This is a genomic window from Streptomyces sp. DT2A-34, assembly GCF_030499515.1.
Lineage (GTDB): Bacteria > Actinomycetota > Actinomycetes > Streptomycetales > Streptomycetaceae > Streptomyces.
In genome coordinates this window covers 5,179,779-5,204,569 of record NZ_JASTWJ010000001.1, presented here as the reverse complement: position 1 = coordinate 5,204,569, position 24,791 = coordinate 5,179,779, and the positions used below count along the sequence as shown (strand labels likewise).

Genomic DNA, 24,791 nt, shown 5'->3' with positions numbered 1-24,791 from the left:
GCTCCGAAGCCTGCCAAGCAGTGCGAGGAGCGCAGAAGGAAGGGGCCCGGGCGGCGATGCTGAAGCAGGGGAAGTCGATCATTCGGGTCACGCCGGAGAAGTGGGGGCCGGTGGCCACCGGCGGCTTCCCGGCCCGCCTGGTGTCCGAGGACTAGTCACCGCCCGCCCAGCACCACTCGACGGACGGAATCCGGCGCAGCGCTCCGAAGCCTGCCAAGCAGTGCGAGGAGCGCAGAAGGAAGGGGCCCGGGCGGCGATGCTGAAGCAGGGGAAGTCGATCATTCGGGTCACGCCGGAGAAGTGGGGGCCGGTGGCCACCGGTGGGTTTCCTTCGCGGCTTGTCGAGGGGGACGCCTGAGAGCTCGGGGCATACGGTTGTCGGGCGGCTGCGGGTGATCTGTGGTTTCTCGCGCCCACGCGGCGGAGCCGCATATCGATGCGGTCCCGCGCCCCTACGGGGCGCGCATCGCCTCGATGCCCGCCACCAGTAGGTCCAGGGCGAACTCGAAGTCCCGTCCCCACATCTCCTCGACCGTGTCGCCGCCTCGGGCCGCCATGAGTTCCGAGGCGTCCTGGACGATGTCGTCGGTGTCGGGAGCCTGCGAGACGGTGCTCATGGCGTGCTGGAAGTAGTCGTCCGGGGTCATGCCGAAGGCCGCGCTGCGGGTGATGAAGTGGCCCTCCATCGTGCCGAAGCCGTACACGAACTGGAAGACGGCGGAGATGGCGGCCACCAGACCGTGCGCCGGCAGGCCGGTTTCGCGGATGACGCGCTGGACGACCCGGGAGAAGGCGAGGCTGTTCGGACCGATGTTGACGTAGGTGCCGATCAGCGGCGACAGCCAAGGGTGGCGGACCAGCAGGTCACGGTAGCCGCGGGCCAGCGCGCGCAGTTGGTCGCGCCAGTCCTCGTCGGCCTCCGGATCGGGCAGGGTCAGTTCGCCGAACGCCGCGTCGAGGGCGAGTTCGAGGAGGTCGTCCTTGGTGTCGACGTACCAGTAGACGGACATCGCGGTCACGTTCAACTCGGCGGCCAGCCGCCGCATGGAGAACTTGGCCAGCCCGTCGGCGTCCAGCAGCCGAACGGTCACCGCGGTGATCCGGTCCCGGTCGAGCCCGGAGGGCTGTCCCCCACCACGCCCGCCCCGCCGCTCCTTGCCCTCCAACCAGACACTGGTCCGGGCGGACTGACGGGCTGCCCTGGCCATGGCGCACCTTCCTCGACTCCGTGAACTGATCAAGATGCTAGGCGGCAACGTCCCTCAGGGGCGCGGGGCTGCATCGATATGCGGCTCCGCCGCGTGGGCGCGATCAACCACGACGGACCCGCAGCCGCACACCGAGAGAGCCACCCGAGCTCTTAGGCCAACTCTGCCCGCTCAGCCCGCCGCAGCAACGCCCCCGCGACCAACCCCCCGGCCAACACAGCCCCCGCCCCCACCAACTGACTGGTCTCCAGCCCGGAGGCAAACGCCTCCGTGATCCGCACCCTCTCCGCATCCGATCCCGCCGCGGCCAACGCCCCCGGCAGGGACACCGCGGCGACCGGAATCAACGCCGCGAACCGCGAGTTCAGCACAGCGCCCAGCACCGCGACGCCCAGCCCCTGCCCGAACTCCGCCACGGTGCCGTTGATGCCCGCGCCGACCCCGGCCTTCTCCGGCGGAATCGCGCTCATGATCGCGTGCGCCATGGCGGGGCTGGCGATCGCGGCGCCCGCGCCGATCAGCACCAGGCCCAGCAGCGTGCCCGGGTACCCGTGCTCGGTGAGCGTGGCGATCGAGACGAGGCCGGCGGACATCGCCGTCATGCCCAGCCCTATGGAGAAGGGAGTTCCGAGCCTGCCCGACCACCTGGCCGACAGTCCGGTGAAGTTCAGGGCCACGATCATCAACGCGAGCGGCGCCGTGCGCAGCCCCGCCTCCAGCGGGCCGTAGCCGAGCACGAACTGCATGTGCTGGGTGAGCAGGAAGAGCGACCCGCCCATCCCGAAGGTGATCAGCACCGCCCCGGCCACCGCTCCCGTGAAACGGCGGTTCGTGAAGAAGTGCATGTCGAGCATGGGGTACGGGATCCGGCTCTCCCAGTACGCGAAGCCGGCCAGCACCACGACCGCGACGGCCGCCGACGCCAGCACACGGCCGGACGTCCAGCCGTGCTCGGGTCCGGAGATGATCGCGAAGACCAGGGAGGACATCCCGATCGTGGAGAGCAGGGCGCCGAACAGGTCGGGGCGGTCGCCCTGCGGGTTCTTGGACTCGGGGACCAGGATCACGACCGCGACCAGGGCGAGCGCGGCGACCGGCAGGTTGATGAGGAAGATCGCGCCCCACCAGAAGTGGTTCAGCATGAAGCCGCCGAGGAGGGGGCCGGCCGCGAAGCCCAGCGAGTTCACCGCCGCCCAGATCCCGATCGCCTTCGGCTGCTCCTCCGGCGAGAAGATCTGCATCGCCACGGCGAGCGTGGTGGTCATCAGCAACGCCCCGCCGACGCCCATCCCGGCCCGCGCCGCGATCAGCTGGCCGGTGGACTCCGCGAGGCCCGCGACCAGCGAGCCCACGCCGAACAGCACCAGTCCGGCGGCCAGCATCTTCTTGCGGCCGTAGCGGTCGGCCGCGCTGCCCGCGGTGAGCAGGAGCCCCGACTGCACCAGCGAGTACGCGTTGATCATCCACTGGATGTCCGAGGTCGCGGCGCCGAGTTCGCTGGTCAGCGAGGGGATCGCCACGTTCAGGATCGTGTTGTCGAGCAGCACGGTGAGCTGGGCGAGACAGATGACGCCGAGTATCAGCCAGCGCTGGGGATGGCCCTGGGAGACGGTGACGGAGGCGGGAGCGGTCATGCCGTACACCGTAGAACAGTTCCCATACGCTGTACAACGCGCTTTCCGGCCGTAGACAGCGGGAAGGGCCCGCGACAGGAGGAAGGGCGGCGACCCGAGCGGTCACCGCCCTTCCTCATCCAGCCTCAAGACCTACGTCAGCTGCTCGCCTTCTGCGTGAGGTCGTAGAAGGTGGCCGAACCGACCGTCACCTTCTTGAAGTTGGCCTCGACCCACGAGGTGATCTGCGAGGACGTACCGCTGCTGCTGCCGCCCATGCCGCCACCGGAGCCGCTGGAGATGAAGTAGTGGATCTTGCCATCCGCCACGTACTCCTTGAACTGCGCCAGCGTCGGGGACGGGTCGGTGCCGTTGAAGCCGCCGATCGCCATGACCGGGGCGCCGGTGGAGAGCTGGTAGCTCGCGGCGTTCTGGGCGCCGATGGCCGCGGCGGCCCAGGTGTAGTCGTCGACGTCGGTCTCCAGCAGCTTCTTGGCCTCGTCGCTGACGCTGGCGCCGTTGAGCAGACCGCCCACGCCGCCACCGCCGCCCATGCCGCCTTCGCCCCTCTGACCACCGCCGGGCATGCCGCCCTGCTGGCCCTGGCCCTGGCCCTGGCCCTGGCCCTGGCCCTGCTGGCGGGGCATGCCGCCACCGGGGAAGCCGTTGCCGTTCTGCTGGTTCTGGCCGCCCTGCTGGTTGTTCTGACCCTGCTGACCCTGCTGCCCCTGCTGGTTCTGCTGGTTCCGGCCGGGCATGCCGCCCCCGCCGGGGCCGCCCATGCCGCCACCGCCACCGCCACCGGGGCCGCCGCCACGGCCGCCCGCGACCGCGGGGCCGGCGGTGACGATCGAGCCGGTGTGGCCCTCGCTCAGCGTGGTGAGGGTGTACGCGGTCGGACCGGCCAGTGCCGCGGCGAGGCCCAAACCGACGACTCCCATGGTCAGTTGGCGTCCCAGCTTCGAGGCGAAGATCAGGCCCAGCGCGGCGGCCAGACCGCCGACCAGTACGACCCACTTCAGCCAGGGCAGATAGTCGGAGGAGCGGTTGAGCAGGACGTAGCCCCAGGCCGCGGTGGCCGTCATCGCGGCCGCCAGGGACAGCGACGCCCACATCTTGCCGCGCTCCTCCCAGAGCTTGGCCGCGCCCATGCCGATCAGCGGGGCGATGTAGGGGGCGAGGGCCACCGTGTAGTACTCGTGGAAGATGCCCTGCATGTAGCTGAAGACCAGCATGGTCGTGATCAGCGCGCCGCCCCAGACCAGGAACGAACCACGCGTCACCGACGTCCGCTTGGCCTTGCGCGTGGCCACCAGGCCCGCGATCAGCAGGATCAGCGCGGCCGGGATCAGCCAGGAGATCTGGCCGCCGATGCTGGAGCTGAACAGGCGGTCCCAGCCGGTCTCGCCCCAGTTGCCGCCACCGTTGCCACCGCCGCCGCCGACGCTGCCGGTCTCCTCGCCGTTGAGCCGGCCGAGGCCGTTGTAGCCGAAGGTCAGCTCCAGGAAGGAGTCGTTCTGAGAGCCGCCGATGTAGGGGCGGGAGGAGGCGGGCCACAGTTCGACGATCGCGACCCACCAGCCGCCGGAGACGACCAGTGCGAGCGTCGCCGCGGCCAGCTGTCCGAAGCGCTTCTTCACCGACACCGGCGCGCAGACCGCGTACACGATCGCCAGCGGCGGCAGGATCAGGAAGGCCTGCAGCGTCTTGGCGAGGAAGGCGAAGCCGATCGCGACACCGGCCCACACCAGCCACTTCGTACGGCCGTCCTCCAGAGCGCGGACCACGAAGTAGCAGGCCACGGCCATCAGCAGGGCCAGCATCGCGTCCGGGTTGTTGAACCGGAACATCAGCGCCGCGACGGGGGTGAGCGCGAGCACCGTGCCCGCGATCAGGCCGGCCACGGGGCTGAACCGGCGGCGTACGGAGGCGTAGACGACGGCGACCGTGCCGACGCCCATCAGGACCTCGGGCAGGAGGATCGCCCACGAGTGGAGGCCGAAGAGCCGCACCGACAGGGCCATCGGCCACAGCGCGGCCGGGGGCTTGTCGACGGTGATGGCGTTGGCCGCGTCCAGCGAGCCGAAGAAGAAGGCCTTCCAGGACTGGCTGCCGGCCTGGACGGCCGCCGAGTAGAAGGAGTTGGCGTAGCCGGAGGCGCTCAGGTTGTAGAGGTAGAGCAGGAGTGTGGCGAGCAGCAGGCCGAGGATGGCCGGGCGCGCCCAGCGCGGGTCCTCGGGGCGGCCGCGCCACAGCCGCCGTACGAAGGGCTGCTTGGGTTCACCGGCGTCGGGAACCGGGGCGGCGGGCGGGGGTGTCGGGGGCCGGTCCCAGGGGTCGGGACTCGCCTCTCTGTCGTGCGCGGTCTGGTCGTAGTGGGTCGTCATCGGGAGTCCCTCGAGTCGGTGTCGTGCGGGCGCACCGGCTGCGGCTGCATGGTGGCGTCCCGCCAGCTGCCGTCCGCGGCTTCACCGGCGCGGAACTGAGCGGTTTCGTACGGGTACTGGGGCGCGCGCTGGGCCACCGGACGCTGCGGGAGCGGGCCGTGGTGGCCGGAGGGCGCTGCGGAGACCGTGGAGTAGGTCCGCGAGGACGGGCTGGGGGCCGGGGCGTGCGGCGGGTGGTGCGAGGCGACCACCGTCGAACCGGTGTCGCCGTCGCTGTGGTCCGGGAACACCCACGCCCGGAAGAGCAGGAAGCGCAGCACCGTCGCGGCGAGGTTGGCGGCGATGAGGACCGCCAGTTCGGTGGAGTGCGCGGGGCTGCTGCCGGCCGCGTTCAGGGCGGCGAGCGAACCGCTGGTCAGGGCGAGGCCGATGCCGAAGACGACCAGGCCCTGCGCCTGGTGCCGTACGGCGCCGCTCCGGCCGCGCACCCCGAAGGTCAGGCGCCGGTTGGCCGCCGTGTTGGCGATCGCGGAGACCAGCAGGGCGAGCGCGTTGGCGATCTGCGAGCCGGTGAACACCCGGAAGCCGCTGTACAGCAGCAGGTAGAACAGGGTGGACAGGCCGCCGACGACGCAGAAGCCGACGAGCTGGCGGGCCAGGCCCTTGGGTACGTCCTTGATCTCGCGGTCGCGCGGGTCGTCGCCGAAGGGGCGGGTGAGCCGGTCCAGCGGGAGCGCACCGCCGGCCAGCGCCTTGCCGACCCGCCACACGCCCTTGAGGTCGTCGGTCGCCGTCTTCACGATGTGGACCGCGGAGTCCGGGTCGTCGACCCAGTCGACCGGCACCTCGTGGATCCGCAGTCCCGCGCGCTCGGCGAGCACCAGCATCTCCGTGTCGAAGAACCAGCCGGTGTCCTCCACCAGCGGCAGCAGCACCTGGGCCACGTCCCGGCGGATCGCCTTGAAGCCGCACTGGGCGTCGGAGAAGCGGGCCTGGAGCGAGCCGCGGAGGATGAGGTTGTAGGCGCGGCTGATGAACTCCCGCTTGGGTCCGCGTACGACGCGGGAGGTGCGGGCGAGCCGGGAGCCGATCGCCAGGTCCGAGTGACCGGAGATCAGCGGCGCCACCAGCGGCAGCAGGGCGTTGAGGTCGGTGGACAGGTCCACGTCCATGTAGGCGAGGACCGGGGAGTCCGAGGCGGACCAGACGGTCCGCAGCGCCCGGCCGCGGCCCTTCTGCTCCAGCCGGAAGGACTTGACCTCCGGTATCTCCGCCTCCAGCCGCGACGCCACCTGGGGGGTGGTGTCCGTCGACGCGTTGTCCGCGATCGTGATGCGGAACGCGTACGGGAAGGTGCGCTTGAGGTGATCATGCAGTCTCAGCACACACGGCTGGAGGTCCTTCTCCTCGTTGTAGACGGGGATCACTACGTCCAGGACAGGCGTACCGGCGTCGCCGGCCGGGAGGTGCTCCCGCGCCGGCAGGGTGCCGGGAGAAGAGTCGGTTCGCATGACACCGACTTTTGTCAGGCGCCCTGTTCCGCCGATGTGGTGACGCTGTGCTGTGCCTGTGAGTGCTGTTGCCAGCTCATTTCGGGGCTCGGCGGCGCGGGGAGCGCCGGCAGATGCACCGTGAAGACGGTGCGCCCGGGCACGCTGTCGACGGTCACGGCGCCGCCGTGCGCGGTCGCCACGGCCTGCACGATGGCCAGGCCGAGACCGGTCGAGCCGGAGGCACGCGAGCGCGAGGAGTCGCCGCGCGCGAACCGTTCGAAGACGTGCGGGAGCAGATCGGCCGGGATGCCCTGGCCGTTGTCCTCGACGTCCACGCACATCCATGGGCCGCGCCGCTGAACACGGGCAGTGACCGTCGTCCCGGGCGGGGTGTGGTTGCGGGCGTTGCCGAGCAGGTTGACGAGGACCTGTTGCAGCCGGGCCGCGTCCGCCGACACGAGCGCGGGCTCGTCCGGCAGGTCGAGGCGCCAGTTGTGATCCATGCCGGCCGCGCGGGCGTCGCTGATGGTGTCCACGACGAGCGGGATCAGGTCGGTCTGCTCGAACTGGAGCGGACGTCCGGCGTCGAGCCGGGCGAGCAGCAGCAGATCCTCCACGAGCAGCGTCATCCGGCCCGCCTCGGACTCGATACGGCCGAGCGCGTGCCGGGTGTCCGGCCCGACCTCTTCTCTGCCGCGTCTGGTCAGCTCGGCGTATCCGCGGATGGAGGCGAGGGGGGTGCGCAGCTCATGGCTGGCGTCGGCCACGAACTGCCGTACCCGCATCTCGCTCTGCTGGCGGGAGTGCAGGGCGGCGTGGACGTGGTCCAGCATGCGGTTCAGCGCGGCGCCGACCCGGCCGACCTCGGTGTGCGGGTCGGTCTCGGACTCGGGGACGCGCTCGCTGAGGTTGACCTCGCCGGTGTGGAGGGGGAGTTCGGAGACGCGGGTGGCGGTGGCCGCGACTCGGCGGAGGGGGCGGGTGGCTACGCCGACTATGACGGTGCCGGCGATGCCTGCGGCTACCAGGGCGGCGGCGGTGACGCTGGCTTCGATGAGCATCAGGGTGTTGAGGGTGCTGCTGACGTCCTTGGTGGGGATGGCGACGTAGTAGCTGCGGGTGCGGTCGGCGCTGGTCCGGTACAAGACGCGGTATTCGCCGAGGCTGCCCAGGTCGACGGTGTGCTGCTCGTCGTCCTGAGCGACCTTGTTGAGCGCCGCTTCCTGAGCGTCGGTGAGGTCGTTGGCCTCCATCCCGAAGTCGCCGGCGGCGGTGCTGTCGTTCGTCTTCTGCCCGACCTTGGCCTCGGTGATGACGCCGTTCCGGACCAAGGCGATGACCGTGCCGGACGACCCCGGGCCGCCTGCGCGCTTGGCGAACTCGCCGAGGTCGAAGGTCTGGGCGGCATTGTCAGGCTCGTCGTTCTTGTTGGGGTCACTCTTGTCGGGCTCGGCGCCGGGAGGCTTGCCTGCGGCCCGGTTGCCGACCTCGGTGAGCTGGGTGCCCAGTTGTTCGTACAGGTGCGAACGCAGCGCGAGCGTCGTCACCGTACCGATCACGGCGCACACGACAGCGATCAGCACCAGGGACGCGACGACGAGCCGCGCTCGCAGGGTGCGCGGCTGACCCGCTCGTCTCTTCTGCGTACGCGGTCGTCGTCGCCCGCTCATGACGCCGCGGGCTTGATCAGGTAACCGGCGCCACGCCGGGTGTGGATCATCGGCTCGCGACCGGCGTCGATCTTCCGGCGCAGGTAGGAGATGTACAGCTCGACGACATTGGCCTGCCCGCCGAAGTCGTACGACCACACGCGGTCGAGTATCTGGGCCTTGCTGAGCACGCGCCGCGGGTTGCGCATCAGGAAGCGCAGCAGTTCGAACTCGGTGGCGGTGAGGTGGATGTTCTCCCCGGCCCGCGAGACTTCGTGGCTGTCCTCGTCAAGCGTCAGGTCCCCGACGACCAGCACGGAGTCCGACCGCCGGTCGGCGGCACCGGAACGCCGGATGAGCCCACGCAGCCGGGCGACGACCTCCTCCAGGCTGAACGGCTTGGTGACGTAGTCGTCGCCACCGGCCGTGAGCCCGGCGATACGATCCTCGACCGCGTCCTTGGCCGTCAGGAACAGCACGGGCACGTCCGGCAGGTCCCGCCGCAGCCGCCCGAGGACGGCCAGCCCGTCCATGTCCGGCAGCATCATGTCCAGGACGACGGCGTCTGGCCGGAACTCACGCGCGGCCTGAACGGCACCCTGGCCGTCCCCCGCGCTGCGGATCTGCCAGCCCTCATAGCGAAGGGCCATCGACAGAAGTTCGGTGATCGACAGCTCGTCGTCCACCACAAGCACTCGGACGGGGCTCCCGTCCGGCCTCAGCAGTTCGGTGCGCCCCTGGGGCGAGGTCGTGGTCATGCTGGAAACTTTGTCTGAGTCCTCTGAGAACACGCTTTCTGCAACCTGTGATTTTCCTAAGAAACGCACAGGAGACTCTCAGGGGACGCTTGGGTCGACACCAGAGACCTGCGGGTCCGCGAGGACCCCAGAAGCCCTCTCACCCGGAAACCCGCAGGTCATTGGCGCGTCAGTGGTGGTGGCCGTGCCGACCGAGGGTCTTGACGGGGGTCGCGCCGGGGCGGGTCCACTGCGGCACGGGGCGGCTGGTCGGGCCCCAGGTGGCGTTCCCGTCCGCGTCCGAGCGCCAGGACCAGCACGGGCTGCCCCCCTCGGGCCAGTCCTCGGGCCAACCCTCGGGATTGTCCTCCCATGCCTCGCCGCGGCCGTAGGGCGTCATGTCGAGCAGGCCGAGGGACCCGTTGACCCGCTCGTTGCCACGGCCCGTCGTGGAGTAGGTGAGGAAGGCGCGGTCGCCGTCGCGCAGGAAGCAGGTGAGGTAACCCATCTCGCCGCCGACCGGCGCGTCCACGTCGAGCACCGAGTACCAGGGCTGGGTGTAGCCCATGAACTCGACATAGGCGGCCACCTCGTCCCAGGGGCCCGTGGTCAGGACGGCGAACGACACGCCACGGGCGTTGAGGTAGACGGCGTCCTGCAGATGCCAGGCCGTGGTGGTGCAGCCCTCGCACTGCCCCTGGTGCGGCGCGCCGTCGTACCACATGTGCTGGTAGACCACGAGCTCGTCGCGCCCCTGGAACAGGTCCAGGAACGGAACCGGGCCGTCGGCTCCGACGACCTCGACCGCCCCGTCGAACTCCACCATCGGCAGCCGACGGCGGGCCGCGGCGATGGCGTCGCCCTCGCGCGTGTGGGCCTTCTCGCGGATCAGCAGCTCGTCACGGGCGGTCTGCCAGGTGGCCAGGTCGACCACGGGTGGGCGGCCGGGCAGCGCGGTGGTCGGGTCGTCCGGCGTGGTCGTCATGGTGTCCTCCGTGATGTCTCGGGGCGGGCAGCGCCGTATGACGTCATGCGCGTCCCACGACACTCACCGGAACAGACTCCCGACCCGGCCGGAACTCATCGCTGCCGCGACTGATCAGTGGGCCGATCCCCATCGATCGGCCCACACCTCACCTCACCTCACCTCACCTCACCGCTGGACACCGTCCGGAGAGAGGAGCTCGCAGGACCCGGCGGTCAGGGTGCTCGCCCGCTCGAACCCACTGCTGTGCTCAACCCTGGCGATGTGCAGCGAGTAGCGCTCGTACCAGTGGGCACGCCCGTGCGCCTTGGCCGCGCGATGCTCCACGTGGCTTGACCAGTTCGCCCATCCGCTGGGCGGTCGCACCGTATCCGCCGTCGCCCTCTGTGCGTACGGAGGTGAACACCACGGCGTAGTACGGAGGTTCGTGAGCAGGAACAGGGACGACAGGTGCAATGCGGTGATCGCTCATGTCACCTACGGTCCGTTCCCGCACCCCACGGCGTCCAGGTTCCTTGCCGAAAGGGATCCCGGAGGGATCCAACTCTTTACCGTCCCCGTCCCCGTCCCCGCCCCTCCCGTCGGTCTCCCGGATCAGAACAAGCTGTCCTGTGCGCTCACCTCATGCTTGAACTCCCTTACGGGCAAGGTGAGTTCACCCCCTGCCACGAGTCCCTCGACAGCATTCAGCTCCCACCCCCGCATCAACCGCGTATCCAGCACGACGACCCCACCCCCGGCCGCCAGATGCAGATCCGGCCCCGCAGCCGCCACCAACCGCCCGCTCACCACCCCGCCCGCGACCAGCTCGGTCACCTCCCCCACCGCGTCCGGCAGCTCCGCGAGCCCGAACACCCCGGCGTGATCGACCGGTTGGCAGGGCTCACGGTCGAGTGACTCCGGCCAGCCGGGGAGGGCCACGGCCCGGGCGTGCAGGTCCTCCACGTCGGCGGCCCGCTCCGCCGCCGACGCCGGCAGCGCGGAGCGCACCGCCCGCTTGTGTGCGTACGGGATCCGGTCCGGCACCCGCAGGGCCGCGCGCAACAGCTCCTCGGCGCGCCGGGCCGCCATCAGTGGGCCGACGCCCAGCCAGGTGAAGCAGACGGCGCCCTGTTCCAGCAGCCGTGCCGAGCCGCGCTCAAGGCCGGTGATGCCGACTTTCACCATCCCGGGCCCGAACCACGCCAGATATACGTGGTACGGCCGGGGATCGTCCGCGATCGTGTCGGCCGCCACCGAGTGCGCCCGGTCCAGCCGCGCGCACTCCTCGCACCGCGCCCCCGTACTCCGCCCCGGCACGACCGCCCGTACCGGGCACGCATGCCCCCGTGCTCCCACGCATGTCCGCACGCCCCCTTCCGCGACCCCGAAGGCCACCCGTTTCCCCCAGGTCAGCGCGGAGCGCCGACCGCCGTCCCACGCCAGCTCGGGGCCGTCCGCGGACCACCGCAGCCCCTTGCATCTCCATGCCTGTGCCATCGCTCTTCGAGACTAGAGGCAGGCACTGACAACGGCGGTTCGGCGACTGGGGGCGCCGGTTCCGCAACCGACCTCGACGCCCCGACCTCGACGCCCCGACCTCAGCGGCCGGCCTCAGCGGCGGCGGGCTCGGGATCCCCGGTCACGACAACCACGTCGGACGCGGCGTCGGACGCCACCACGGACGCCACCACGGCCGTACGCCGTCGACCGCGCCCCGCCAGTCGGCACCCCCAACAATCCGCATGTCCGTCCCGCGCGGTCAGATCGCGCGACCCCATACGCCACTGACCGCGAGTCCGGACGCCCGGCGGCTTGCCCCAACCGGACAGGTGCAGGGCCCAGGTGACGAGGACGCTCGCCGCCAGGATCCCCAGCCCGCCCACCATCAGCGCAGCCGAAACCACACATGTCCCCGCCCCCAGCACAGCGGCGCCGACGCTCGCGATCGCGGTTCCGGTCCACCCCGCGACCGTGTGCCCCTCGTCATACTGACTCACGTGCCCACCTCCCGAGCATTTCGAGCATTCGGAGCATTCGGAGAATCTCTCACCTCGTGAGAAGTTTAGGCACTAAATCTCTCACAAGCTAAGGTAATCAGGAAGATGCAAGCCAAGCCGCGCCCCACCGCCACCCCGGCCCAGGCGCTGGAGGCGATGGACTCCCTCATCGCGGCCCACCTGCTCGGCCAGCAGGAAATGGCCCAGCGGCTGGGCCTGAACATCACCGACCTGCTCTGTTTCGCCTGCGTGCTGAAAGCCGGCGAGAACCTGCTCACGGCGGGCGACCTCGCGGAACACGCCCACGTCACGACCGGCGCGATGACCGGCATCCTCAACCGCCTGGAACGTGCCGGCTTCATCACCCGCCGCCCGGACCCGACCGACCGTCGCCGCGTCCGCGTGGCCGCCGTCCCAGCCGCGGTCACCCGGGTCGAGGAGCTCTACGGCCCCTACTACGCCCGCCTCAACGCCCTCTTCGCCGACTACTCCGCCGACGAGATCTCCGTACTCACGGACTGGTTCACCCGTACGACAGGGCTCGCGCAGGCCTACATCGACGAACTCCGCGACCAGGACAAGGCCTGATCAGCGACGGGCGTCGTACGCCGCCCGTGCCCGCTCGACCTCGGGCAGACGGGCGGACCACTCGGAGAGCGCGGCGAACAACGGCGCGAGGCTACGGCCGAGTTCGCTGATCTCGTACTCCACGCGGGGCGGCACTTCGGGGTGGTACGTGCGCACGACCAGGCCGTCCCGCTCCAGCTGCCGCAGTCGCTGGGTCAGCACCTTCGGTGTGATCGTGGCGATCCGGCGCTCCAGTTCGACGAAGCGCTGCCGGCCGTACTCGTGGAGCGCCCACAGGATCGGGGTGGTCCAGCGGCTGAAGACGATGTCGACGACGGGGGCGACCGGGCAGGCGTTCTCGGGATCGCCGCCGCGCGGGGCCCGCTTCTCCGACTTCCCTATGTCCTCGGTCACAACTACCCCCGTCTGCCAATACTTTCCTCTAGGTACCTACTACCTCCAGAACAGTAGCGTCGCCGTGCGAGACGAGAGCGAAAGACGAGATACGAGATCCGAGATCCGAGATCCGAACCTCGGCACCTCGGCACCTCGGAACCTCGGAAACCTCGGAACCGAACGGAGACCGATGATGATCGTGGTGACCGGAGCAACCGGCAATGTGGGACGGCCACTTGTGCGGGCCCTCGTCGAAGCGGGCGAGCAGGTGACGGCGGTCTCCCGCCGGATCTCCGCGCGGGACGTGCCGGAGGGGACCCGCCACCACCCGGCCGACCTCACCGAACCCGAACGCCTGGCACCCGCGCTCGACGGGGCCAAGGCCCTGTTCCTGCTGACCTCCGGCGACTTCATGGCGGCCGGCGGTGGCCTCGGGGCCGTCCTGGAGGTCGTACGGGGATCCGGCGTACGGCGTGTGGTCCTGCTGTCGTCCCAAGGGGTCGGCACCGGGGAGCACCCCTCGTTCCTGGAGGACGCCGTCAAGGCATCGGGCCTGGAGTGGACGGTGTTGCGCCCGGGTGGCTTCCACTCCAACGCCCTCCAGTGGGCCGACCTGATCCGCACCCGGCGGGAGGTGGCCGCCCCTTTCGGCGACGTGGCCCTGCCGACCGTCGACCCGGTCGACATCGCGGAGGTCGCGGCGTTGGCGCTGCGCGGGCCGGGCCACGACGGCGAGGTCTACGAACTGACCGGCCCCGCGCCCGTCTCGCCCCGGCAGCAGACGGCCGCGATCGAGGACGCCCTGGGTGAGGCCGTCCGGTTCGTCGAACTGACCCGCGCTGAGGCCCGGGAGCGGATGCTGGGGTTCATGCCCGAGCCGGTCGTGGAGAGCACGCTCGACATGCTCGGGGCTCCGGCGGCCGCGTTGCGACGGGTGAGCCCGGACGTGGAGCGCGTCCTCGGGCGGCCGGGCCGTGCGTTCGCGGACTGGGCCGGACGCAATGTCAGTGCCTACGCATAGCCTGCGGAGCAGTGCTGGACGGGGGCCGCGGAGTCGAGCTGGGCGCTGCCCCGACCTCCCATGGTGGAGCCTGCCCCACCTTCGGTCCGGTAGGTCACTCCATCGCTCCGACGTGCGGACAACGGCATCGTTGGCCTCAGTTGATCCCGGCTGAAATCCCGGCTGAGGCGCGGTCCGCACCGGCTGAAGCCCCGTCGAGACCGGCTGAAGCCCGACTGAGGCCCTGCTGAAGCCGTGCCGGGATGAGCTGAATCCGTCAGAGGTTCAGGTCAGCCCGGAAGGAAGCCGCCATGGAGTCGCAGCGCCCGTCGACGCCGGGCCCGTCGACACCGGGCCCCTTCTCCTCCTTCGCCCGGTTCGTGGTGTGCGGCGGCGGTGTCGGGCTCCTCTCCAGCGCAGCCGTCCCGCTGCTGGCCGCGGTGATGCCCTGGGCGCTCGCCAACGCCTTGATCACCGTCGCCGCCACCCTCCTGTGCACCGAGTTGCACGCCCTGTTCACCTTCGGCACCGGACGGCGCCCCGGCTGGCGGCAGCACCTGCAGTCCTCGGGGTCGGCCGTCGCCGCGTACCTGGCGACGACCGCCGCGATGCTCGTACTGCACGCCGTACGGCCGTCGCCCACCATGCTCCGCGAGCAGGCCGTCTACCTCACCGCCTCCGGGCTGGCCGGCATCGGCCGGTTCCTGGTCCTGCGGCTGTTCGTGTTCGCGGAGCGGAAGAAAGAGGCTGCCACGGCGAACGCCGGGCACCTCCCGGCCGCGACCCCGGCCCCAGCCCCCGTCCCGACGAACCTCGCGCACCCGGCGATCACGGCGACCCCAGCTCGGTCCCGCGGCCCCCTCTCCCTCGCCACCCGCGCCGCCGGAACCCTCGGCACCGACCCCCAGCGCTCCACGTACTCCCCGATGGTCCCGTCCGTCGCATAGCTGCTGTCCCTCAGATGCAGCGCGTCGAGAGTGCGCGAGGCGGATCACGGGCTGCCCGCAACCACCCCTGTCATCAAGGCCGTTCGTCTCCCCGCACGCCTCCGAGATACTCCTCCACCCGGCCCATCGGCCACACCTCACCGATCTTGTGCCGGATGTCGAAGAGGTTCGCCGCGTGCACGTCCGGATCCCGGTCACCCACCGCCTCCTCCACGACAACCGGGACGAACCCGTGCTGCATCGCGTCGAGCGCGGTGGCGCGCACGCAACCGCTCGTCGACAGCCCGCCGATGAGGAGCGTGTCGATGCGGTTGGCGGTGAGGTACGCCGCCAGGGACGTACCGAAGAAGGCGCTCGGGTACTGCTTCGTGACCGTCAACTCGGCTGCCGTCGGGGCCAGTCCGTCGATGAAGTCGCCGTACGGACTGCCCTCGGCGAACACCTTCAGCGTCGGCACCTTGCGGAAGAAGACGCCGCCGTCGCCGCCGTCGGGCCGGAACCGCACCCGCGTGACGACCACGGGGATGCCCGCTCGGCGGGCGCCCGCCAGCAGCTCCTTCATCGCCTCCACGGCCGGTTCGACCCCGGCATAGAGAGGGGAGTCGGGGTCCACGTAGGCCCGGGCGGGGTCCACCAGGAGCAGGGCCGGGGAGGTGCCGGGGGTGAGCCGGCCGCCCAAGCCGACCTGCTCGTAGTCGTCCTCGCGCTGCTGTAACCCGCTCATGCCCGCCGGCACTTCATCAGCGGCTGGATGCGCGTGCCGAAGTTCTCGATGCCCTCCAGGAAGTCGTCGAAGACCAGCATGATCCCCTTGGTGCCGTCGACTTCGGCGACCTCGTCGAGCATCTTCGCGACACTCTCGTACGACCCCACGAGCGTGCCCATGTTGAAGTTCACCGCGCCCTCGGGCAGCACGATGGTGCGGGCGGTCGAGGAGTCGTCGGCGGTCGTGTCCGAGGCGGACTCCCCGGCCATGTACGCCAGTGCCGCGCGGTCGGCGTTGTCGTGGTAGTCGCGCCACTTGGCCTGGGCGGCCTCGTCGGTCTCGTCCGCGATGACCATGAAGAGGGAGAGCGCGCCCACGTCCCGGCCGGTCTCCCGCGCCGCCTCCACCAGCGTGGCGGTGCTGTCCGAGAAGGCGAGCGGGGTGTTGACGCCGCTGCCGAGGATGAAGTTGTAGTCGGCGTGCTCGGCGGCGAACCGCATGCCCGTGCTGCTCTGGCCCGCGGCAACGATGTCGATGTGCCCGTTCGCCGGGCGCGGCGACAGCACGCAGTCGTCCATCTCGTAGAACTCGCCCTTGAAGTCGCTGACGCCCTCGCGCCACAGCTCCTTCATCACGGTGACGTACTCGACGGCCCGGGCGTAGCGGTTGCCGAAGTGCTCGTCGCCGGGCCACAGGCCCATCTGGGAGTACTCGCCGGGCGCCCAGCCGGTGACGATGTTGACGCCGAAGCGGCCGGGGGCGATCGAGTCGACCGTCGTGGCCATGCGGGCGACGATCGCCGGGGGCAGGACGAGGATGGGCGTGGAGGCGTACAGCTTGATCCGCTCGGTGACCGCGGCCAGGCCCGCCATCAGCGTGAACGACTCCAGACAGTGGTCCCAGAACTCGGTGTCGCCCCCGAACCCCTTCAGCTTGATCATCGACAGCGCGAAGTCGAGACCGTGCTCCTCGGCCTTCTGCACGATGGCCTTGTTGAGCTCGAAGGTCGGCAGGTACTGCGGGGAACTCTTCGATATGAGCCAGCCGTTGTTGCCGATGGGGATGAAGACACCGATGTCCATGCCGCTCCTCAAGGGGGTCGGGGGTCCCGGGTGATGCTAAGCCGTCGGTATCAACTCGACGTTAGGCCTCGGCTGTTGGCGTCCTGTCGACCGGCCGGGTGAGAGGCGTGAGGATCTTGCGAACCATCGAATCGGTTACGGCGGTGACGGTAAGGTCCCCGACATGAACGCTCGGCTGGCACTGCTCGGCACAGTGGCCCCCGGTGTCGCGGAAAGCGAGGTCTTCCGGCTGGCCCTGCAGCATGCGGTGGGCGAGCTGGGCGCCTTGGGCGGCATGATCCATCTCCGCGGCCCGATGTCCGCGCTGCGCCTGGTGTCGACGGCCGGGCTCCCCGCGGCCCTCACCCGCGACTGGGAGATCATCGACCAGGAAGGTCCGCTGGCCCCTGCCCGTGCACTGCACGAGGGCAGTGGGGTGTGGGTACCGCTGAAGCCGACCGAGCAGGCCACAGTCACCCTTTGCCCGAATGCCCTGAGCATCCAGGATGTCCTGAGTACTTCGCATGCCCCGAGCACCCCGCATGCCCCGAGCACCCCGCATGCCCTGAGCACTCCGCACACCCCGGACGCCGAGTGGCCCGGCACCGGCCTCGCCGCCTTACCGATGTACAGCGGCAACCGCACCACCGGCGCGCTCAGCGTCCTGATGGGCGACGGCGGCGAACCGGCCCCCGAACACTGGGAGTTCCTTCGGGCGGTGATCGCGTGGGCGCAGGACCGTATGGTCCACGCACGGCCACCGACGGGTCCCTCGCAGCTGGACGCGCCGAGCAGCGAGCGCGTGCGCCAGGCGCTGAAGGAGGTCAGCGTCGGCTCCTGGGACTGGAACATCCGCACCGGCGACCTGATCTGGGACGAGGCGGCTTTGGGGCTCTACGGCACCCGGCCGCAGGACTTCACCGGCAAGGTCGACGACTGGATGCGGTGCGTCCACCCCGACGACCTCGCGCCGACACTGGCGGCGGCGGACCGGGCGATCCGAGAGGGCGGCGTCTTCGAGGCCGAGTACCGGGTACGGAAACTGGACGGCGGCTGGGGCTGGACCCAGGCCCGCGGCAGGGCGACGTACGACGACCATGGCGAGCCCCTCCGGATGATCGGCGTGGGCTGGGACAGCGACGAGCCCCGTTCCGCCCGGGACGCGCTCGGCCGGGCCCTGCGCCACATGAGCGACGGCTTCCTCGCGGTGGACGACGACTGGCGGATCACCTTCGCCAACCTGGAGGCGGAACGCACCCTGGGCTACTCCGAGGAGGAGCTCTTCGGATGCCTGCTGTGGGACCTGCCCACCGCACAGCAGGTGCCCGGCCTGGAGATCCGCTGCCGGCAGGCCGCGGCCGCGGAGAAGTCGGTCGGTTTCGACGTACGGCTGCCGAACGGGCGCCTGTGCCACCTGCGGCTGGTGCCGGGCCCCGACGGCCGCACCATCTACTTCACGGACGTCACCGAGAAGCGGCGCCTGGAGGAGGACCGCCGCTCAGCCGAGCACGCGGCCGCCGAACGGGCGGCGCGGATAGGGGAGTTGACGGCCGCGCTCGCCAAGGCGACGACCTCGAAGGACGTGGTGGACGCGGTCGCCCGCCGGGTGCTGCCCCCGTTCGAGGCGACGGGACTGGTGGTGCAGACGGTGGAGTGCGACCGCCTGCACACCGTGGGCTCGGTCGGCTACCCGGAGGACATCCTCGCGCTACTGGACGGCCGCGAACGCACGGAACCCAGCCCGCTCTGGGACGCGATAGTGGCCGGCGCCCCGCTGTTCCTCTCCTCCCCCCGCGAGTTCGCCGCCCGCTACCCCGAACTCGCGGACCTCCCGGCCCGCGCCGGCAAGCAGGCCTGGGCATTGCTCCCCCTGACGGCCTCGGGCCACACCTTCGGCATCTGCGCGGTCACCTTCGACCACCCCCGCCGCCTCACCGACGAGGAACGCACCCTTCTCACCGCGACCAGCGCCCTGGTGGCCCAGGCCCTGGACCGGGCCCGCCTCTTCGACGCCGAGCACACCCGGTCCCGCGAACTCCAGCGCAGCCTGCTCCCTCGCGACCTGCCCACCGTCCCCGCCTGCACGGCAGCGGCCCGCTACCTGCCCGCCGGCCAGGGCATGGACGTGGGCGGCGACTGGTACGACATCATCCCGCTGTCGGGCGGCCAGGTGGCCCTCGTCGTCGGCGACGTCATGGGCCACGGCCTGCCGGAGGCCGCGACGATGGGCCGCCTGCGCACGGCGCTCCACACCCTGGCCGACCTCGAACTGCCCCCCGACGAGATCATGAGCCACCTCAACGACATCGTCGGCGCCATGGGCGAGGAGTCGTACGTGACGTGTCTGTACGCGCTGTACGACCCCACGACACGCGTCTGCTCCATAGCGAGGGCGGGCCACCCGCCGCCCGCCCTGCTCCACCCCGACGGCACCGTACTGTTCCCGGCCCTGGCGGCCGATCCGCCCCTGGGCGCGGCGGAACCCCCCTTCGAGACGACCGAGATCCCGGTCCCCGAAGGCAGCGTGCTGGCCCTGTACACCGACGGCCTGGTCGAGTCGTCGAAGCGCGAGATGGACGAGGGCATGGCGGCCCTCGCCGAAGTCCTGCGGACCTCGCACGCGGACGGCACCGCGAAGGACCTGGAGCACCTCTGCGAGCGGGTCACCTCCGCCCTCCTCCCCGCCGACCAGCAGGCGGCCGACGACGCGGCCTTCCTCCTGGCCCGCCTGCACGCCCTGCCCTCCTCCCGCATCGCCTCCTGGCCCCTCCCCGACGACCCCCGGGCAGCCGGCCAAGCCCGCAGCCTGATCCGCGACCAGCTGGCGGCCTGGGGCCTCCAGGCCCTGACCCCCACCACCGAACTCCTGGCCAGCGAACTCATAGGCAACGTCATCCGCCACGCCAAGGGCCCCCTGCGCCTACGGCTCCTCCACGGCGCCGACCTGATCTGCGAGGTCTTCGACGGCAGCCTGACGATGCCACGCATCCGCCGGGCGACGGACACCGACGAAGGGGGCCGGGGCCTGCAACTGGTCACCGCGCTCTCCCAGCGCTGGGGGACGCGCTACACCCCCACGGGCAAGTGCATCTGGACGGAACAGCCCCTCCGCACGACGCCGGACCCGACCGACGACGAACGGCCGTCCGACCACGCGCTGGAGCGGATGTTCCTGGGCCTGGCGGGCCTGGGGGAGGACTTCGACGGCGACTTGGACGCGCTGGCGTTCGGGGAGCAGGAGCTCTAGGTACGACGGCGGAGAGGCCCTGGACCACTCCAGGGCCCCGGTGACTAGGAACCGTCGGCGCGCACGGCGTAGACGTACCGCTTGCCGGTGTATTCGCTGACGTTCCAGATCACGGACTCGGCGAAGGCCCAGCCGGACGCCCCGCTGCTGTGGTAGCTGAGGTCCTCACAACCGATGGCCAGGTCACAGACGACGCTCGCGGTCGAGGCTCCGGACGTGAAGGTGCGCAGGGTGCCCTTGGTGGACGGTCCGGCGCTGGCCGCGAGGTAGTGCTTGCTGTTGCGGGAGACAACGCCCTGGATCTTCTGCTGGGCGACGGTCACGGCCTCCTTGGCGGTGAGCGAGCCCGGGTGCCGGTCGGTGTAGTCGAGCTCCCAACGGACCACCTTGGGCGTGGTGGTGGGCGCGCCCGTGCCGTTGAAGGTGCCGTCGGTGTAGCTGACGGTGCCGGAGAGGGAGTACTCGCTGACGACGAAGCTGTCCGGCGTGCTGGCGCGGTCGAGGCCGATGGTCGTGTAGCGCAGGTACTTCCCGGCGTTGTCGTAGGCGTGGCTCTGCGGCAGGACGTACTGGTAGCCGTAGCCGTAGTACGCGCCGTCGGTGTGCAGACCGCACACGTCCTTCTCACCGGTGGCGACCGTGAAAAGGGTGTTCAGGTCGAAGACCCGCAGCCCCTTGTACGTGTCGACGACGTACAGCAGGTTGCCGTACCACATGATCCCGCCCGCGTGCTTGCGGATGGGGTTGAAGGAGTACTCGCCGGTGCTGGTCCTGACGGGCTCGACGAGCAACACATGCCGATACGTCGGCGCGGTGGGGGTGTTGTAGTCGACGAAGGTGAGCCGCAGGCCCTTGTCGAGCGCGTACTCGTCCGCGTCCTCACCGTCGGGGTTCGTCTCGAAGTACCAGGAGACGAGAACGACCTTGTTGCTGCCGCCCTCCGGGTAGAGCCCGTTGCCGTAGGCGTCGGCGCTGGTGGTGACGCCCTGCGGAATCCAGTAGTCGACCGCCTGGTCGTCGGGGTCGAAGGCGAAGCCGGCCTGAAACGCCTCGGCCGTACTGGGGGCGCTGGTGAGCCGGGTGGCGCTGCGGTTGGTGTCGGCGAGGACGGCGGTCGCGTCCACCTCGGTGAGCTTGGTCGCCAACCCGGCGGTGAGGGCGGCGAATTCGCCGTGGCTGTTGGAGGAGCGGCTGGCGAGCGAGAACTGGCCGGCGTCAATGGTGGCCGCGTGGGCGGGAGTCGCGAGCACAGTGCCGGCGGCTGCGGCGAAGGGGGCGGCGGCTATGCCCTTGGTGATCGTTCTTCGTGACATGGTCATGCGCGGAAGCTATGGGGAGCCGAACACATGACACAAATACGTTTGTTCGCAAGCAGGTGGGGAGGACCCGAACACGGGGCGTCATCGGGCCCGCACCGCCGCTTGTGATCGCCGTGCGCTGAACGCCCGTCACCGGGGTGCCGTGCAGGCGGCGCATATGCCGCTCCGCAAGAACTCGGAGGACGGGCTGAAGAGGGTCGCCGACCCGTCGGCGACGCTCAGGCCCCCGACCCGGACGAGCCGGCCGCGCAGGTGATCAAGGTGGCGGGCCACACCAGCCGTCTTCAAGTGGTCCCCACGCAGTCCTCCCCGCTCGCGAGGTCCGCGACATCGCGCCGCCCCGTCATGCTTGGGTGAAGCTCAGGGCAAAGGCGCCGACGTCATCTACTCCAAGCGCCTCGGCTCGGCGAAGACCCGCCCCTGCATTCGCCTCGACGGCGATGCGCGAGTCCCGGGGCGCGAGTCACTTCGCATCGTCCGCCCCGACCAGCAGGGCTACGTCCTCCTCTGTGCATACTCCGCACTCAGCAACGGCTTCGGTTCCTTCCGCAGCTTCGGCGCAAAGGTCGTCATCACGGACGGACGCGGCTCCACCGTCACCGTCCCACTCTTCGAGAACACCAAGACCCGCTACCGGGTGGCCATCGCCCTCGTCGACTTCACCGCGCCCGACGGAGCAGCGATCCACCACATCGAGGCCTACAGCGCCCGCATGACCGAACGCCGCCCCGTCCTCCACCCGGACGGAACCATCGCGATGAACGCGGGACCAGTGGAGTTCAAGAGACGCTGACGGCCCAGAAACACCAGCACTCGCAGATCGCCATCACGTCGGAGGTGTACGCCGAAGCGGCCGAGGAAGATGTGCGCGCCGCCGCGTCCTTCGGGCTACTTCGATACGTCCTCGACGCTGAGGGAGTAGTCGACCCCGAGAGAGAAATCGCCGGACTCACCCCGGATCAACAGGGTGTGTTGCCCGGGGTCCAACGGCTGCATCTGAACCCACAGCCCACAACCGGTAGCCGTGAACGTTCCTGCGGATTGGGTGACAGGGTTGTCCGCAGCGCCCCGCACGGAGATCGTCACCCCCCGGTGTTCTTCCGGGTCGAGTTCCTTACCGTCCAGCACCGCGGTCCCCTCGGCCGCATCCATGAAGGCCGCGCAGTCCGAGGGCTCCCCTAATGAGGTTCACCAAGGGGAACGCGAGAGGCACTCCACCGGGGATGCTGCACGACCGCTTGACCTGCCCGCCGAAGGAGCCCGCCAAGAACCAGACGTCTGGTGCCTGGTTGCGCCCGCACGAGCTCCCATCCTGATCGGCGACGGGATTCGTCCCCTCCGGCTCCGAGGCCGCCCAGGTCCACCACCGGCGCTGCAGATCCTCGGAGGAGAGGCGCTCCTGTGCCGATGACGCCGCTGGAGAAGCAGAAGCCGTTTTATGCTCCGTTGCCGTTGATTCTGTGTTCTCGGCACCGCACCCCACGATCGCGGCGAACAGCACCCCCGTGACCACTGCTCTTCCAGCCTTGACCTTCATGAACGCCCCTCCCAGACGTCGCACGGATCCCTCGACTCCCCTGTCGATGTGCGACATGCGTGGACACCCTAGCGGCGGGCTCGGTGGCACTCGGGCTTCAGCCGGTTGCTGTACTTCGCTGCTGTAAGGCCCCAGAAACGCAAGGAGCCCCGGATCTCTCCGGGCTCCTTGCCTGTGTGCACTCGGCAGGATTCGAACCTGCAACCTTCTGATCCGTAGGATCGGGCAGGCGGTTGGGAGAGGGCTCCGCCTTCCTCCGGGCTGATCGCTGGTGGTCGTGATCAACGGTCTCTGTGTGCCGTCGTTGCCGTCAGGGTTGCCGTCATGGTCGAGCTTTGGGGTGTCCGGGCAAGGGTGCCCTTGCTCCTGCTGGACCCGGGCACTGCACGGGAGTCCCACGGCGAGACACTTCCGACCGACCCGCGGCTGCTTCATGTGCGGGTCGAAGTTCTCCTCGATGAAGATCAGCAGAAGCATCACAGAGCGATTCGGCCCTGATGCGGCTGTGACCAGCGACGATGAGGTCCGGGCGGGCATGATGGCCAAGTCCGCCGAGTTCGCCGCTCAGGGGAACCGGGTGTACCTACCAATTGCGGAGTGATCTTCTGGCCGGCTGAGTGTCCCCCGACATACGCGGGGGACACTCAGCTCGTTTGCATGCTGTCATCGCATGGCGTGGGTGCCAGACAGGACGGCCACGGACCAGTGCACATCGGTGCCGTCGACCTTTACGGACAGGTGCTTCCGCTCGTTGGGCGCGGTGTACACACGGCCGATGGTGACAGGACCCCCACACGCGATCTTGGAAGGATCTGAATCCTTGGGCCCGTACTGAATCGTCACGGTGCCCTTGCCCTTGCAGCGAGCGTGGATGGTGTAGACGTTTTCGGACGGTGTGAACGCGGGCAAAGCGCGACTGTCCGTGCCTTTGGTCACCGGAAGAAGGAAGTCGGGCTTCTCCGGTAGAGCCAGGGCGTCCTCTGATGCCTGCTTGGCGTTCGCCGCCGCAGTGCTCGGGGGCGAAGACGCCGAGGCCTTCGAGTTGACATCGCCATCATTAGCGGCGCACGCCGAGAGCAGGAGGGCGAGCAGGACCGGCGCGGCAAGATGTCGGCGCACGCGATGACTCCTTAGGTGGTTGGGATGCGCCTGGTGCCGCCGATCACGACAAGGCGCACAACTGTGGTGTAACCATCACTTGTGGATGTGCCAGCCCTCGCGGTACGGAGCCCATACGTTCATGTACTGCTTGTCGCCGATCCGGCAGTTGCTGTACTGCATCGCTACGTAGCCGTACACGTTCTCCTTCATGATGCCGTAGTCGCCCTTGACGGTTGAGTGGGCCTTCACTTTGCCGCCGGCTTCGACACCGAGCTCAGACGTCCAGCTCTTACTGACGTTGCCGTTGACCTCGACTTCCAGTTTGCCGAGCCACATCACCTTGACCGAGCCGCTGACGGTGATGGACGCACCCACGGTCGTTGTACCCGACTTCTTTGACGTGAACTTGAAGTCGATTGAGTGGTTCAAATCGTTCTTCACGAAGGTCGCGTACTTGACCGACATCGTGTTCTTAGTGTTCTTGGTGATGTCCACGAACTGGCCCGGCTCGCAAGCCGCTGCGTCGGGGTACAGCTCGTCGCCGGGCTTGCCCGGATATTCAAGCTCGGGAAGGGTGGTTTCCTCGGTCTCGCCCGGAATCGGGACGTCCTCCTCCAGTGCTTCACCACTGTCCGACCCGGTTACGGCGCCTGCGCTCGGATCGCTGGTCAAGCTTCCAGGTTCGACAGGCGCATCGTCTGTGACGACGGGCGGCGCCACTTGGCTGGTCCCGGTGGTCGACTCATCGGCCGCCAACGCTGGCGCGGTAGTCGCCATCAGGAGCAGCCCGGTAACGCCGACAAGCACGCTAGATCGTCTCCGCATGAATCCCCCTCAGGTGCGTCAACTATGTGAAGGT

At 69.7% G+C, this 24,791-nt stretch carries 21 protein-coding genes and 3 pseudogenes; 8 read left to right on the top strand and 16 right to left on the bottom strand.

The window, feature by feature from the left end; translation table 11 throughout:
• Positions 1-47: 47 nt before the first annotated feature.
• Together QQM39_RS23105 and QQM39_RS23100 are read left to right on the top strand one after the other, a co-directional pair.
• A pseudogene (locus QQM39_RS23105) lies at positions 48-155 on the top strand (PPOX class F420-dependent oxidoreductase); the annotation flags it as partial.
• Positions 156-247: 92 nt separating this feature from the next.
• Positions 248-358, top strand: a pseudogene (locus tag QQM39_RS23100) (PPOX class F420-dependent oxidoreductase); the annotation flags it as partial.
• 94 nt (positions 359-452) lie between these two features.
• On the opposite strand, the gene QQM39_RS23095 reads toward QQM39_RS23100, so the two are convergent.
• From QQM39_RS23095 to QQM39_RS23050, 10 genes are all read right to left on the bottom strand, one after another.
• Complete coding sequence (locus QQM39_RS23095; protein ID WP_301999375.1) at positions 453-1,208, bottom strand: TetR/AcrR family transcriptional regulator; 756 nt, start codon at positions 1,206-1,208, stop codon at positions 453-455.
• 152 nt (positions 1,209-1,360) lie between these two features.
• A complete protein-coding gene (locus QQM39_RS23090; protein WP_301999374.1) occupies positions 1,361-2,842 on the bottom strand; it encodes an MFS transporter in 1,482 nt (493 codons plus the stop codon).
• A 137-nt stretch (positions 2,843-2,979) separates the two neighbouring features.
• Positions 2,980-5,208, bottom strand: coding sequence for a glycosyltransferase family 39 protein (locus tag QQM39_RS23085; protein WP_301999373.1), 2,229 nt, complete (start codon positions 5,206-5,208; stop codon positions 2,980-2,982).
• A complete protein-coding gene (locus QQM39_RS23080) occupies positions 5,205-6,719 on the bottom strand; it encodes a bifunctional glycosyltransferase family 2/GtrA family protein (protein WP_301999371.1) in 1,515 nt (504 codons plus the stop codon). Before QQM39_RS23080 ends, QQM39_RS23085 begins: the two co-directional genes overlap by 4 nt.
• A gap of 14 nt (positions 6,720-6,733) precedes the next feature.
• Positions 6,734-8,371, bottom strand: a complete 1,638-nt coding sequence (locus QQM39_RS23075) for a HAMP domain-containing sensor histidine kinase (protein ID WP_301999368.1) — start codon at positions 8,369-8,371, stop codon at positions 6,734-6,736.
• Positions 8,368-9,108, bottom strand: coding sequence for a response regulator transcription factor (locus tag QQM39_RS23070; RefSeq protein ID WP_301999366.1), 741 nt, complete (start codon positions 9,106-9,108; stop codon positions 8,368-8,370). The genes QQM39_RS23075 and QQM39_RS23070 overlap by 4 nt, the downstream gene beginning before the upstream one ends.
• Positions 9,109-9,277: 169 nt before the next feature.
• Positions 9,278-10,072: a DUF899 domain-containing protein gene (locus tag QQM39_RS23065; RefSeq protein ID WP_301999364.1), complete on the bottom strand. Its 795-nt coding sequence runs from the start codon at positions 10,070-10,072 to the stop codon at positions 9,278-9,280.
• Positions 10,073-10,240: 168 nt separating this feature from the next.
• Complete coding sequence (locus QQM39_RS46255; RefSeq protein WP_367669011.1) at positions 10,241-10,399, bottom strand: hypothetical protein; 159 nt, start codon at positions 10,397-10,399, stop codon at positions 10,241-10,243.
• Positions 10,400-10,666: 267 nt separating this feature from the next.
• Positions 10,667-11,551 (bottom strand): DUF2797 domain-containing protein, encoded by an 885-nt coding sequence (locus tag QQM39_RS23055; RefSeq protein WP_301999363.1) that lies wholly within the window; start codon positions 11,549-11,551, stop codon positions 10,667-10,669.
• Positions 11,552-11,652: 101 nt separating this feature from the next.
• Entirely contained in the window at positions 11,653-12,051 is a 399-nt protein-coding gene (locus tag QQM39_RS23050) for an HGxxPAAW family protein (RefSeq protein WP_301999361.1), read from the bottom strand.
• A gap of 105 nt (positions 12,052-12,156) precedes the next feature.
• On the opposite strand from QQM39_RS23050, the gene QQM39_RS23045 reads away from it, so the two are divergent.
• Positions 12,157-12,639 (top strand): MarR family transcriptional regulator, encoded by a 483-nt coding sequence (locus QQM39_RS23045; RefSeq protein ID WP_301999359.1) that lies wholly within the window; start codon positions 12,157-12,159, stop codon positions 12,637-12,639.
• On the opposite strand, the gene QQM39_RS23040 is transcribed toward QQM39_RS23045, so the two are convergent.
• Positions 12,640-13,032: a helix-turn-helix domain-containing protein gene (locus QQM39_RS23040; protein WP_301999357.1), complete on the bottom strand. Its 393-nt coding sequence runs from the start codon at positions 13,030-13,032 to the stop codon at positions 12,640-12,642. It abuts the gene before it with no gap.
• Positions 13,033-13,207: 175 nt separating this feature from the next.
• Between QQM39_RS23040 and QQM39_RS23035 the strand changes: the two genes are divergently transcribed.
• Together QQM39_RS23035 and QQM39_RS23030 are read left to right on the top strand one after the other, a co-directional pair.
• A complete protein-coding gene (locus tag QQM39_RS23035; RefSeq protein WP_302003691.1) occupies positions 13,208-14,035 on the top strand; it encodes an NAD(P)H-binding protein in 828 nt (275 codons plus the stop codon).
• A 290-nt stretch (positions 14,036-14,325) separates the two neighbouring features.
• Positions 14,326-14,961, top strand: coding sequence for a GtrA family protein (locus QQM39_RS23030; RefSeq protein ID WP_301999355.1), 636 nt, complete (start codon positions 14,326-14,328; stop codon positions 14,959-14,961).
• A gap of 73 nt (positions 14,962-15,034) precedes the next feature.
• Here the strand turns inward: QQM39_RS23030 and QQM39_RS23025 are convergent, their stop codons facing one another.
• Both QQM39_RS23025 and rutA read right to left on the bottom strand, forming a co-directional pair.
• Positions 15,035-15,685: an isochorismatase family protein gene (locus QQM39_RS23025; RefSeq protein WP_301999354.1), complete on the bottom strand. Its 651-nt coding sequence runs from the start codon at positions 15,683-15,685 to the stop codon at positions 15,035-15,037.
• Positions 15,682-16,749, bottom strand: a complete 1,068-nt coding sequence (gene rutA, locus QQM39_RS23020) for a pyrimidine utilization protein A (RefSeq protein ID WP_301999352.1) — start codon at positions 16,747-16,749, stop codon at positions 15,682-15,684. Before rutA ends, QQM39_RS23025 begins: the two co-directional genes overlap by 4 nt.
• 163 nt (positions 16,750-16,912) lie before the next feature.
• Between rutA and QQM39_RS23015 the strand changes: the two genes are divergently transcribed.
• Positions 16,913-19,975 carry a SpoIIE family protein phosphatase gene (locus tag QQM39_RS23015; RefSeq protein ID WP_301999350.1) on the top strand — a complete coding sequence of 1,021 codons (3,063 nt, stop codon included), beginning with the start codon at positions 16,913-16,915 and terminating at the stop codon, positions 19,973-19,975.
• A 44-nt stretch (positions 19,976-20,019) separates the two neighbouring features.
• On the opposite strand, the gene QQM39_RS23010 is transcribed toward QQM39_RS23015, so the two are convergent.
• Positions 20,020-21,294, bottom strand: coding sequence for a hypothetical protein (locus QQM39_RS23010; protein WP_301999348.1), 1,275 nt, complete (start codon positions 21,292-21,294; stop codon positions 20,020-20,022).
• Between the two features lie 349 nt (positions 21,295-21,643).
• On the opposite strand from QQM39_RS23010, the gene QQM39_RS23005 reads away from it, so the two are divergent.
• Positions 21,644-22,087 carry a hypothetical protein gene (locus tag QQM39_RS23005; protein WP_301999346.1) on the top strand — a complete coding sequence of 148 codons (444 nt, stop codon included), beginning with the start codon at positions 21,644-21,646 and terminating at the stop codon, positions 22,085-22,087.
• A 1,107-nt stretch (positions 22,088-23,194) separates the two neighbouring features.
• Positions 23,195-23,432: pseudogene (locus QQM39_RS23000) on the top strand (phosphomethylpyrimidine synthase ThiC); the annotation flags it as partial.
• Positions 23,433-23,494: 62 nt separating this feature from the next.
• Here QQM39_RS23000 and QQM39_RS22995 read toward each other — a convergent pair.
• Positions 23,495-23,950, bottom strand: a complete 456-nt coding sequence (locus QQM39_RS22995) for a hypothetical protein (RefSeq protein WP_301999344.1) — start codon at positions 23,948-23,950, stop codon at positions 23,495-23,497.
• A gap of 75 nt (positions 23,951-24,025) precedes the next feature.
• Positions 24,026-24,739, bottom strand: a complete 714-nt coding sequence (locus tag QQM39_RS22990) for a hypothetical protein (RefSeq protein WP_301999343.1) — start codon at positions 24,737-24,739, stop codon at positions 24,026-24,028.
• Positions 24,740-24,791: the final 52 nt, after the last annotated feature.

Coding starts and splice junctions, on each gene's coding strand:
- QQM39_RS23055 (WP_301999363.1), bottom strand. CDS start 11,551: ATGGCACAGGCATGGAGATGCAAGGGGCTGCGGTGGTCCGCGGACGGC.
- QQM39_RS23075 (WP_301999368.1), bottom strand. CDS start 8,371: ATGAGCGGGCGACGACGACCGCGTACGCAGAAGAGACGAGCGGGTCAG.
- QQM39_RS23080 (WP_301999371.1), bottom strand. CDS start 6,719: ATGCGAACCGACTCTTCTCCCGGCACCCTGCCGGCGCGGGAGCACCTC.
- QQM39_RS23065 (WP_301999364.1), bottom strand. CDS start 10,072: ATGACGACCACGCCGGACGACCCGACCACCGCGCTGCCCGGCCGCCCA.
- QQM39_RS23035 (WP_302003691.1), top strand. CDS start 13,208: ATGATCGTGGTGACCGGAGCAACCGGCAATGTGGGACGGCCACTTGTG.
- QQM39_RS23030 (WP_301999355.1), top strand. CDS start 14,326: ATGGAGTCGCAGCGCCCGTCGACGCCGGGCCCGTCGACACCGGGCCCC.
- QQM39_RS23010 (WP_301999348.1), bottom strand. CDS start 21,294: ATGACCATGTCACGAAGAACGATCACCAAGGGCATAGCCGCCGCCCCC.
- QQM39_RS23070 (WP_301999366.1), bottom strand. CDS start 9,108: ATGACCACGACCTCGCCCCAGGGGCGCACCGAACTGCTGAGGCCGGAC.
- QQM39_RS23015 (WP_301999350.1), top strand. CDS start 16,913: ATGAACGCTCGGCTGGCACTGCTCGGCACAGTGGCCCCCGGTGTCGCG.
- QQM39_RS23095 (WP_301999375.1), bottom strand. CDS start 1,208: ATGGCCAGGGCAGCCCGTCAGTCCGCCCGGACCAGTGTCTGGTTGGAG.
- QQM39_RS23090 (WP_301999374.1), bottom strand. CDS start 2,842: ATGACCGCTCCCGCCTCCGTCACCGTCTCCCAGGGCCATCCCCAGCGC.
- QQM39_RS23085 (WP_301999373.1), bottom strand. CDS start 5,208: ATGACGACCCACTACGACCAGACCGCGCACGACAGAGAGGCGAGTCCC.
- QQM39_RS23045 (WP_301999359.1), top strand. CDS start 12,157: ATGCAAGCCAAGCCGCGCCCCACCGCCACCCCGGCCCAGGCGCTGGAG.
- rutA (WP_301999352.1), bottom strand. CDS start 16,749: ATGGACATCGGTGTCTTCATCCCCATCGGCAACAACGGCTGGCTCATA.
- QQM39_RS23025 (WP_301999354.1), bottom strand. CDS start 15,685: ATGAGCGGGTTACAGCAGCGCGAGGACGACTACGAGCAGGTCGGCTTG.